Raw genomic sequence first — 11,573 nt, 5'->3', positions numbered from 1 at the left:
AAGTAGTTTTTTTTTCTTTTTTACAATCGAAATCCAAATCTATTGATATATTTTTAAAAACAGACCAATAATGTACAAAAATCGAATAATTAACATTTATTAAATAATAAGATTTTTTAATATCACAATATGTTTTTTCTCATGAATGGATGTGTTTTTTCGCCTTATCTTTGTTTTATAATGAATAAATCAAAAATATTTTTTTCCTTTTCAGCAGCTGTAAAAGTAGTGAGGAGTGATTTTTTTTTAAAATATTTTCGTAATATTACGATACAAATGACGCTGTATGAGAAAAATTAAATATAAGAAAAGTAGAAAACTACAACCCAACAATTTAGAATATACCGGGATTCATAAGGACTATAAATCGGAAATACAATTGTTTGTTTTTGATGATTTAATGCTGTCAGAGTATGATGATTTTAAAGTTTCGGATTTTGATAAATATATTGATCTGCAAAAAAATAATTGGCTTAATCTACACGGTCTAAGTAATATTGAATACATAAAATCTATTGGGAATTATTTCAAAATAGATACCTTCATTTTAGCTGATATTTTAAATACTACACGAAGAACTAAAGTTGAAGAATTGTCAGATGTTTTGTTTTTTAATATAAAATCATTACTTCCGACAGGAAATTCTGATAATATAAGTGTAGAGCAGATTAGTTTTTTGATCAAAGATGGGATCTTAATTTCCTTTCAGGAAAAGCGTAGTGACTTTTTTACGCATATTCGCGAACGTCTTCGGACGCATTCCGGCATTGTAAGAAGCAAAAGAACGGATTACTTGTTGTACATTCTTTTAGATGCCATTATGGAAAATTTTTACATCACCATAGAAAACGAAGAAGATAAAGTAGAGGAACTCATCAACCTTTCAAAACAAAGTACCAACCCAATTATCTTAGAAAAAATTGAAAAACACAGGGATAATTTCAATTTTTTGAAGCGCTCTATAGTTCCGCTTCGAGATTCTTTGTACAATATAAAGAGCATCAAAGATGATAATGTATTTAATGCGATAGAAAAAGAGAATTTTAGCTTTTTTGCACGATTGCATCAAAAGAGCCTGGAACTTTTAGAACAAATAGAATCGGATATGGGGTCATTAGAAAGTGCTTCTAATTTTTTTTTCTCGGCACAAACACATAAGATGAATGAGATTATGAAAACACTGACTATTGTTTCAGCAATCTTTATTCCGCTTACATTTATTGTAGGTGTGTATGGAATGAATTTTGAAAATTTACCGGAACTTAAATACCAATATGGCTATCATACCGTTATGGGTGCTATGTTTTTGATCGTAATAGGGATGATTATATATTTTAAAAAACGCCAGTGGTTTTAATATAAAAAGGGTATTACAAAAAAATATTAAATAACAATATGACCTCCAATTTGTTTTGGAATTAATACAAATATCAAAAAATGAGTAAAGCCATTTATATTGCAACAACGGAACAAAATAGCGGGAAGTAAATTATAACTTGGGCTTGATGAGCATATTGATTGGTAAAACTGCAAAAGGGGGTTATTTCAGGCCATTGTTGAGGATTTCGAAGAAGGTGGATTGACAATCACATAGAAACAGTCATTGGCCAATCAGGTATTTGAATTATTGAAGAATTAAGAAAATTCGCCGTTCACAAAAAAGTGTCTGTATTCAGACGCTTTTTTTATGCCTTTTATTTAAGAAATCTATCTATATTTGGAGATAAAAATGCCGCGTTTTGAAAGTAAAAATTACAATAATAATCCTTTTATCTTTAATTTCATCCCAACTTTTTGCTCAGGAGCTACTTCCTTTTGTGGAAAATTATAACAAATCAGATTATAAAGGCGACAACCAGATTTGGAATGTAGCCCAAGGAAATGATGACGCAATGTACTTTGCTAATAATTATTATTTGTTGCGATATGATGGTGTGAAATGGGAGAAATACACACTGCCCAACAAAACGATTATCCGTTCGATACTGGTAGATGGTGACAGGATTTATTCGGGTTCTTATAAAGAATTTGGGTATTGGTACAGAAAAAAAGGGAAGATGTTGTATGTCTCACTTTCTGATAAAACGAAGGTTTTCGAAGATAGTGATAATGAAGAAATTTGGAAGATATTTAAGTTCAAAGGAAAAATTTATTTTCAATCATTTAATGGGATTTTTCTGTATGATGGAAAAGCAATCAAGAAGGAAAAGTTCTCTTTTTTGATTTCTTATTGTTTCGTAGTAGACGATCAGTTGCTCGTTGCTTCAGTAGAAAACGGAATCTATAAAATGAATAATTCCACTTTTGAAAAAATTCAAAGATGGTCTATATTAGAAAATAATGTGATTCATGCTATAGGAAAGTTCCAAAACAAAACCTATATTTTTACTAAAAAAAATGGGGTTTACATTGATGATAAAGGCGTTTTGAGTACTTGGAAAAACCCTTTAAACACTATTTTGAAAACGGCTAATATCAATGCAGCTGCGTTTATAAAAAACAATAAATTAGTTATTGGAACTGCCAGTAAAGGGGTTTATCTGTTTGATTTAAAAACCAATTCTTATAAAAACATTAATAGAAATAATGTCCTGATGAACAACTCGATTTTGAGTATGGGGTTGGACAAAGAAAATGATTTATGGCTTGGCTTGGATAATGGAATTGCCCATGTTGAGGTCAATTCGCCAATATCTATTTTCTATGATAACTCGGGCGTTTTAGGCTCTGTATATTCTGTCGCTACTATTGACAAAGGTTATCTGATGGCGTCCAATCATGGTATTTTTAAATTAGAAGGCAATCAATTTTCTATAGTTCCCAATACTGAAGGGCAGGCATGGAATATCAGTAAAATTAATAACAAATACCTGATAGGTCACAACGAAGGCACTTTTGTTTACGAGAAAGGATTGTTCTATAAATTAAGTGCTGTACACGGGGGGTGGAATGTAGCAAAAAGCAGTATCAATAATTCGTATTTGCAAGCAACATATAGCGGCGTAATTATTTATAATGATATTGATGATTTGAATCAAAAGAAAAGTATAAAAGGATTAGTAAAACCAATTAAATATGTAGCTCAAAATAGGAAAAATGAAATATGGGCAGCCGATAACAACAGAGGTTTGTACCGCATTCTGTATAATGATGCCTATGAAACTACTGCGATTGAAAATATTACTCAACGCAGCAAAATTAGTAATGATTTTGGTGTGAAAATATTTGAATTCCGAAATGAAATTCTTTTTCTGATAAATAAGTCTTGGTATACCTATAATTCAATCACGAATCAACTCGAGAAAGATAAATTATTCAATTCTAATTTCAAAAATATTTCTAATATTGCCACTATTGACGAAAATCATTTTATAGTACTTCAGAGTGGTCTTTTGTATCATATTTATGCCAATGCAAATAAATTTGTCTGGAATGTTATTCAGGAAAAATATTACTCAGGAAAGATTATCAATGACAATTTGAAAATTTTTAAAAATAAAGAAAGTTATTTATTAAATCTTGACGATGGTTTTATTTCACTTCAGTTAAAACAAGAAAAAAAACAAAATACGAATATAAAAATAGAAGCTTTTAGTGAAGATAGTTTGATTCACAATAAATCGCGGATAAATTATAATTCAGAGTTGAAGATACATGTAATATCTGGAAAATTTGGAGCGGCAAAGCCAAATTTATTTTATAAAACCACTAACACGTCTCGTTTTATACCTATCAAGGAGGGATTGATTGTTTTGAATAACCTTAGTAGTGGCGACCATAGTGTTACTATTTACGGGAATGATGGACTGAATTACACTACAATTTCTAATTTTCAATTCATTGTGGCTAAGCCTTGGTATTTTTCTTTTTGGATGATCTCGTTGTATCTTATTGTGATAAGCACAATATTATACCTATATTATAAGTGGAATAAAATACGATATGTTCAAAAATTAGAGTTTCGTGATGAGGAGTTAAAACATCAAAATAAAATTCTGGAAATGGAATTAAAAGCCCAAAACAAGTTGAATATTCAAGAATATGAAAAGCACATTTTGGAACTTGAATTGCAAACAAAGTCATCTGAGGTTGCCGGTAAGTCACTTTCTATAGCAAAGCAAAGTGAAATGATAGAACGTATTCAAGGTATTTTAGACTCTGAATCGGACTTTAATAAACTAAAAAGTGACATCAAAAAAACCATAAAAATAAATGCCGTGAATAAACATGAATGGGAGACTTTTGAGAACAACCTAAATCAGATTCACAATGAATTTATTGTCAAGCTAGCAAAGAAATATCCCAACCTTACCTCTAAGGATATTAAACTTTGTATTTACTTAAAAATGAATCTTTCTTCTAAAGAAATTGCTCCAATGATGAACATTTCATTTAGAGGAGTTGAGTTGCAACGGTATCGCCTAAGAAAAAAATTAAATCTTAATCAGGAAGAAAACCTTTCTAAATTTTTGTTAAACATATAAATACCTTCTATTTTTATAGATACTATATTTAATGTATTGTTTTTTTAGAAACCACAATACATCATTACTACATCATATACATCTATTGCAATACCCGTTTTCCTTATTAACAGCTTTCAATCATTGATTTGTTTCGCTACTTTTATTTTTTGATGTATTTATGTAGTAACTCTGTTGTACTAACTATAACGTTGTAATTATCTAATTTGGCTCAACTAACTTTAACAAATTATTAATATATGAGAAATATTATTTTTAGCTTTTTAGCACTTATTTTACTACCGGCATACATGTCTGGACAAGTAATTAAGGGAAAAGTAGCAGATAAAAATGGCATCGGAATTCCAGGTGGTATTATAGTTGCAGTTGATTCTAAAACGAATGCAATTACTGATTTTGATGGGAATTTTGAAATTAGAGCTGTAATAGGTGAAATTTTACAAATTTCTATGTTAGGTTTTGAACCAACTTCTACTGTAGCTACATCAAACCTGATGCGTATTGTACTTCAAGAAGATCAGGATACACAATTAGATGAAGTCGTTGTTATAGGGTACGGAACTCGAAAAATTATTGATAATACTTCCTCAATAATTTCGCTGAAAGCAGAAGAAATTTCTAAAACTAAAGTACTCAATGCTTCACAAGCAATTCAAGGTAAAGCTGCGGGTGTTCAGGTAATTTCTTCTGATTTACCGGGAAGCACTCCTTCCGTAATTATTAGGGGTTTGGGTACTGCATTAGGCGGACGTACTCCTTTATATCTTGTAGATGGTATGCCTACGGAGAATATCAATAACATTAATACGAATGACATTACCTCATACGAAATTTTAAAAGATGCTTCTGCATTAGCAATTTATGGAACTAGAGCTGCAAACGGTGTAATCATTATTACAACCAAAAAAGGCAAAGGAGACAAAGTTACAGTAGAATTTGAAAGCTTCACAGGTTTTAGAGAGCCTTTGAAAAAAGTAAAAATGGCAGGAAGTAATAAGTACTCTCATTATTCGAATTCTGCTTTGCAAACCACTACTTTTTCACAAGATCAACCCGTTAACACCGATTGGTTTGATGCGATTACCAGAACAGGTTCATATACTCAAAATAACGTTTCGGTTTCTGGTGCAACGGAGAATATTAAATACTTCTTCAGTTTAGGAAATTATCAGGAAAAAGCAATTCTTAACGGATTGGATTACAGTCGGACCACTTTTAGAAACAATAATGAAATTAAAATTTCTAAAAAAGTAACTTTAAATCAAAATTTCAGTTTTGGTTCAGCAAATTCTACTCCAAAACCATTAAGCGCTTTTACTAACGCTTACAAACAATCACCAATCGTTCCAGTTCGTTTTTCAAATGGTCAATATGGAGTTTCTTATGTTGGTACTAACGGCTTTGCCGGGACTGCCGGTTCTTCTTTTAATAACGTAGGAAATCCTGTAGCACAATTAAACTATTTTGATGAAGAGCAAAGAAGCATAACCTTACAAGGGGGTTTGAAATTAGATTATGATATTTTGAAATCATTAAAATTTACTTCTCAATTTAACGGGGAATATTATTCTTGGAAAAATTACAATTTCGAAGACACTAAAACAATTTGGCAATCCAATAATAATCCGGGACAATTAAGCAGTATTATTTATCCAGCGGATAAAAATATTAATTTATTGACTAAAGGTAGAAATCAATATTTCAATTGGAATCTGTCTAATTACCTGACTTACAATAAAGTTTTTGCAGAAATTCATGATGTTGAACTAACAGCAGGTATCGAGACCTCGGTTAGAGGTGCTAGAGAGCAATTGACTGTTGCCAGAAAAAATGTAAATGCAAATTCAAATTACTGGTCACTAGCGGGTGTTGATTATGTAGGAACAGTTGTTAATTACAGAGATGAGGTTTTTAATGAAAATAAAATAGCTTCTTATTTTGGTCGTTTTCAATACAAATTAATGGACAGATACCTATTTTCAGGTACAATCAGACGGGATGGTTCATCAAATTTTGGTAAAGATTACCGTTGGGGAACCTTTCCAGCGTTTGGTTTAGGATGGGTTATTACTAAAGAAGAATTTATGGCCAATGCAACAGGGATAGACTTATTGAAATTAAGAGGAGGTTGGGGTAAATTAGGAAACCAAAATGTTCCTCTTAACAACCAAGCATATAGTTCTGGTCTTACTTATTATTTAGGAGGTTCCTTATTGAATGAAGGAACTACTATCAATTCTCAAGTAGATCCAAGTTTATCATGGGAAATCACCGAAGAAACTTCTGCAGGATTAGATTTTGAATTATTGACTAACAGATTGAAAGGATCATTTGATGTGTACGATAAAACGACTACAAATGTAATTTTAAACACAAGACCTTATATTACTTCTGGAATCAGCAATTCTTCACCGGCACATGTGGGAGAAGTTTCTAATAAAGGATATGAGATTGCTTTGCGTTGGGATGATAAACTAACGGATAATTTGAGTTACTGGGTTGGAGGAAATTTTTCTAACAACAAAAATGAATTGACAGGTTTAAAAGATGCTACACTTGCCCCAATTACAGGTGGAGATTTAGGAAATGGACAATGGACAAAACTATTAGACAATACTTCTGTAGGAAAACCATTGGGTAGTTTTTATATTTATGAATATGCGGGTTTTGATGCTACAAATGGTAAAATGTTATACTACACTGCAGCAGGAGCCAAAGTGACTCAAGATGCTTTAAATGCTAATGCAGATAAAAAGTACGTTGGTTCTATTTTACCTAATTCAACATACGGAGTTACTTTAGGGATGAACTATAAAAACTTTGATTTCTCAGTGGACGGATACGGTACCTCTGGAGCAAAAGTGTATAACGGTAAAAAAGCACAACGTTTTACAGGAGAAAATATCGAAGATTCACTGGCAACAGATTTTTGGACAGTAAACAATACTACTGCCTCAAATCCTGGACCGTTTAATCAAGTTCCGGTAGCGTCAACTTATTATTTAGAATCGGGGGATTTCTTTAGAATCAATAATATTACTCTAGGATACAAAATTCCTTTGAAAGGAGAATTTTTAACTTCTTGTAGAGTATATGTAAATGCAATAAATCCACTTATTACTCAAAAATTCTCAGGTTTCTCCCCTGAATTAAATGGTAATGGAGATCCTTATGGAACGCAAGGTATTGAGTTGGATGGATATCCAACATTAAGATCAGTAGTTATTGGTGCTAATTTAAAATTTTAATACAATGAAAAAGATATATATATCAATTTTTGCGCTATCCGCATACTTTTTCTCGGGATGTTCAAACGACTATTTAGAGGTAGATCAAACAGAATCTATTTCTACAAAAGACATAGAATTATTCAATAATGATGCAGGAGCTGCCACTTTTGTAACTGCCATCTACAGTAAGTTTTTAGATTGGAACATGACTTCCTTTTCTTGGATTGGGTTGTCAAGTATTGCCTCTGATGATGCTGACAAAGGATCGTCTCCAGGAGATACTGGTTCCGATAAAGATTTAATGGATGCCTTAACCTATAATGCCTCAACGCCATCAACAAGTGAGGTTTTTGCAGCTAATTATGAAGGAATTAACAGATGCAATCAAGCATTAAGTATTATTCCTCAATTAGACAAAGCTAATCCTGCTTTACGTACCAGATTAATGGGAGAAGCAAAGTTTTTGAGAGCCTTTATGTATTTCACTTTAGTGAAAACCTATGGAGGTGTTCCAATTATTGATCATTTGCCAAACCCTTCTTCTGATGAAGATAGAATTATGCAATTAACACGAAAATCTAGAGCAGAAGTGTATGCTTATATTGAAAGTGATTTGAATGATGCTATTGTGGCATTGCCAAACAAATCCGAATATGCGGCTGCTGAAAAAGGAAGAGCTTCAAAAGGAGCTGCTTACGCTTTATTGGCAAAAATAAATTTGTACCAAAAAAACTGGCAGAAAGTAGTGGACAACTGTAATTTGATTACAGGATATGCTATTGTTCCAAATTATGCTTCTATGTTTAGATTAGCTGGAGAAAATGATGCTGAATCTATTTTTGAAATTCAAGGCACAGGTTCAGTTCCTGCCAAAGGAATCTCAGGATATTCCAATACGCAAGGAGCTCGTGGTAATGGTGGATGGGGTTGGGGCTTCAATACACCATCCCAAAGTTTAGTAAATGCTTATGAAACAGGCGATAGTAGAAAAAATGCAACAATCATTTTTAGAGGTACCACTTTATATGATGGTAGAGTTGTACCAGTTACTGTTGAAAATGAAAGATACAACTACAAAGCGTATTCATCTGCTTTCACAGATGGTTGGGAAACCGATGTGAATATTAAATATTTGAGATATGCCGAAGTTATATTAATGAAAGCCGAAGCGCTAAATGAATTGAATCAAACTCTTGCAGCGATTTCTTTGTTGAACCAAATTAGAGCAAGAGCTGGATTAAGCAACACAATTGCTCTATCTCAAAGTGATGTGAGAACTGCAATTTGGAAAGAAAGAAGAGTTGAAATGGCATTTGAACACGATAGATTTTTTGATTTAGTGCGTACGGGACAAGCAGTAACTGCATTTGCTATTCATGGAAAAACATTCGTTGCAGGTAAACATGAATTGTTTCCATTGCCACAAGCTTTTATTATACAATCAGGCGGATTGTCAACACAAAACCCAGGGTATTAATTTTAAAGAACTGTAAAATGAAAAAAAATAAATATATTTTCTTATTTGCTTCTGTTTTGGCTTCACAATTTTTTGTGAGCTGTAACGAGGATAGTATAGATAAAGTCAATACACCAATTGCTTACGAGGCAATTGGTGGATATGAAAATTCAGATAACGTTGCTGCCGCTAATTTAGTTACCAAATTTAGTTTTGAGAACAGTATTACAGATTCAAAAAATGGAATAACAGGCGGGGTAGGGAAAAATGTGACCTATGGAAACGGAATCAAAGGAAAGGCATATCAAGGATCTTCAAATTCTTTTATTGCTTACAGCGCAGTGGCAAGTTCTTTGGTGGATTTAAAAAGTATTACTGTTTCTATGTGGATCAATACAAATCCACACTCCGGAGGAGCACAATCATTATTTATGTTGCCAAAAACAACAGATTTTTGGGGGAACATTTTCTCATTAATAGAAGGTACTGGTCCGGCAACTACTATGTTAATGAAAAATCATCTTCAAAAAGATGTGACACCCAGTATTGCATGGTCTGGGCAGTTTATAGAGCATGGTGGTGCTAATGTTCTAACAAATATGTTTGGAACATGGAAACATGTTGTATGGGCTTACAGTGGAGTTAGTTCTACTTACAGTATGTACATTGATGGACAAAAACTGAATTTACCTGCTTCAATTGCCAAGCGATATGCAAGTGATCCTCTTAGCGGGGGTGTTGGCTATGGTGATCTTGCCAGTTCGAATGTTTCAAAGTTCATTATTGGTGGATTCCAGCAACATTTAGGTGCTCCATGGAACGCTCCAGATGGTTGGATGTTGAATTACACCGGTTTAATGGATGAGTTTAGAATTTATAACGCAGCTCTTTCTGACAATGAAGTTGTCGCTTTATATAAATTAGAAAAAGACAACAGATAAAAGACTATTAACCCCTAGATTTCTAAAACTAGGGGTTTATTTTAAAACTATTAATCCTATTATTTTTATTAAAATGAAGATTTCCCTGAGTTTACTATTTTGTATTAGTTTTTTTATTTCCTGCTCTTCCTCAACTCCGGAGAGTAACGGAGGTACTGGAACTCCATTGCCAACAACTCCTGTTACTCCAACAGTTCCTTTGACGGATATTGAGGTTATGGATCAGGTTCAAAAAGATGCCATCAAGTATTTTTGGGAGTATGCAGAGCCTAATTCTAAACTGGCAAGAGAACGGTATTATACCAATGATCCTGGTTTTGAAGCTAATATTGTCACCACGGGAGGTTCCGGTTTTGGGTTAATGTCAATAATAGTAGGTATTGAACGCGGTTTTGTAAATCGGTCAGAAGCAGTTTCACGTCTTACAACTGCTATGAATTTTCTCGAAAAAGCAGAACGTTTTCACGGTGCTTGGCCCCATTGGATGGATGGTTCAACCGGAAAAGTAATTCCATTTGGAACAAAAGATAATGGAGGTGATTTAGTAGAGACATCTTTCCTTTGTCAAGGATTATTAAGCATCAGAGAATATTTTAAAAATGGTTCTGCCTCAGAAAAAGAATTAGCTGCAAAAGCCGATGCACTTTGGAAAGGAGTAGAATGGGATTGGTATACCAAAGGAGAAAACGCCCTTTACTGGCATTGGTCTCCGCAATACGGTTGGGAAATGAATTTTAAATTAGAAGGATACAACGAATGTTTGATTACCTATGTTTTGGGTGCTGCTTCTCCTACGCATCCTATTTCGGAACAGGCCTATCATCAGGCTTGGGCCAGAAATGGAGGCATTACAAATGGAGGATCACAATATGGAATTCCTGTGATTTTCAATTATAACGGAGCTTCAGGAAATGTAGGGCCTTTGTTCTGGGCGCAATATTCTTATTTAGGATTAGATCCCACTACATTGAAGGATCAATATGCCGATTATTGGGCATTGACCCAAAATCATTCTAAAATCATCAATCAATATTGCATTGCTAATCCACGTCAATGGAAAGGTTATTCAGATAAATGTTGGGGATTAACGGCTAGTTATTCCCGTAACAGTGATGGTTCTACAGGATATTCAGCACACCAGCCTAACAATGATTTAGGGGTAATTACGCCTACGGCTGCCCTGTCTTCGTTTCCTTTTACACCAGTAGAGTCCATGAAGTTTCTTCATTATTTATACGATGAAAAAAGAACAGAATATGTTGGAATAGCAGGGCCTTATGATGCTTTTTCCCCGCATTATAACTGGGTAACGCCAAGATATTTAGCCATTGATCAAGGTACAATTGCACCTATGATTGAAAATCACCGTTCCGGTTTATTATGGAAATTATTTATGAACGCTCCGGAAATTAAACCAGGTTTGACAAAATTGGGCTTTAATTCTACAAAATATAATTTTTAA

The 11,573-nt window shown here is 33.3% G+C and carries 6 protein-coding genes; all 6 read left to right on the top strand.

Features of this window, described 5'->3' with window-relative positions:
- Nucleotides 1-286 precede the first annotated feature (286 nt).
- The 6 genes from corA (at nt 287) to EKL96_RS12665 (ending at nt 11,573) form a co-directional block, all read left to right on the top strand.
- Nucleotides 287-1,357, top strand: coding sequence for a magnesium/cobalt transporter CorA (corA, locus tag EKL96_RS12690; RefSeq protein ID WP_126463001.1), 1,071 nt, complete (start codon nt 287-289; stop codon nt 1,355-1,357).
- Between the two features lie 382 nt (nt 1,358-1,739).
- A complete protein-coding gene (locus EKL96_RS12685) occupies nt 1,740-4,484 on the top strand; it encodes a histidine kinase (protein ID WP_126462999.1) in 2,745 nt (914 codons plus the stop codon).
- A gap of 239 nt (nt 4,485-4,723) precedes the next feature.
- A complete protein-coding gene (locus EKL96_RS12680; RefSeq protein ID WP_126462997.1) occupies nt 4,724-7,732 on the top strand; it encodes a SusC/RagA family TonB-linked outer membrane protein in 3,009 nt (1,002 codons plus the stop codon).
- 4 nt (nt 7,733-7,736) lie between these two features.
- Complete coding sequence (locus EKL96_RS12675) at nt 7,737-9,191, top strand: RagB/SusD family nutrient uptake outer membrane protein (RefSeq protein WP_126462995.1); 1,455 nt, start codon at nt 7,737-7,739, stop codon at nt 9,189-9,191.
- A 17-nt stretch (nt 9,192-9,208) separates the two neighbouring features.
- Nucleotides 9,209-10,111 carry a LamG-like jellyroll fold domain-containing protein gene (locus tag EKL96_RS12670; protein WP_126462993.1) on the top strand — a complete coding sequence of 301 codons (903 nt, stop codon included), beginning with the start codon at nt 9,209-9,211 and terminating at the stop codon, nt 10,109-10,111.
- 73 nt (nt 10,112-10,184) lie between these two features.
- Nucleotides 10,185-11,573, top strand: coding sequence for a glucoamylase family protein (locus tag EKL96_RS12665; protein ID WP_126462991.1), 1,389 nt, complete (start codon nt 10,185-10,187; stop codon nt 11,571-11,573).

Origin of the sequence: Flavobacterium sp. LS1R10 (assembly GCF_003968825.1) — a bacterium.
Taxonomy (GTDB): Bacteria; Bacteroidota; Bacteroidia; order Flavobacteriales; family Flavobacteriaceae; genus Flavobacterium.
Note: the sequence above shows the minus strand (reverse complement) of the source record. Positions and strands in the feature narration are given on the sequence as shown.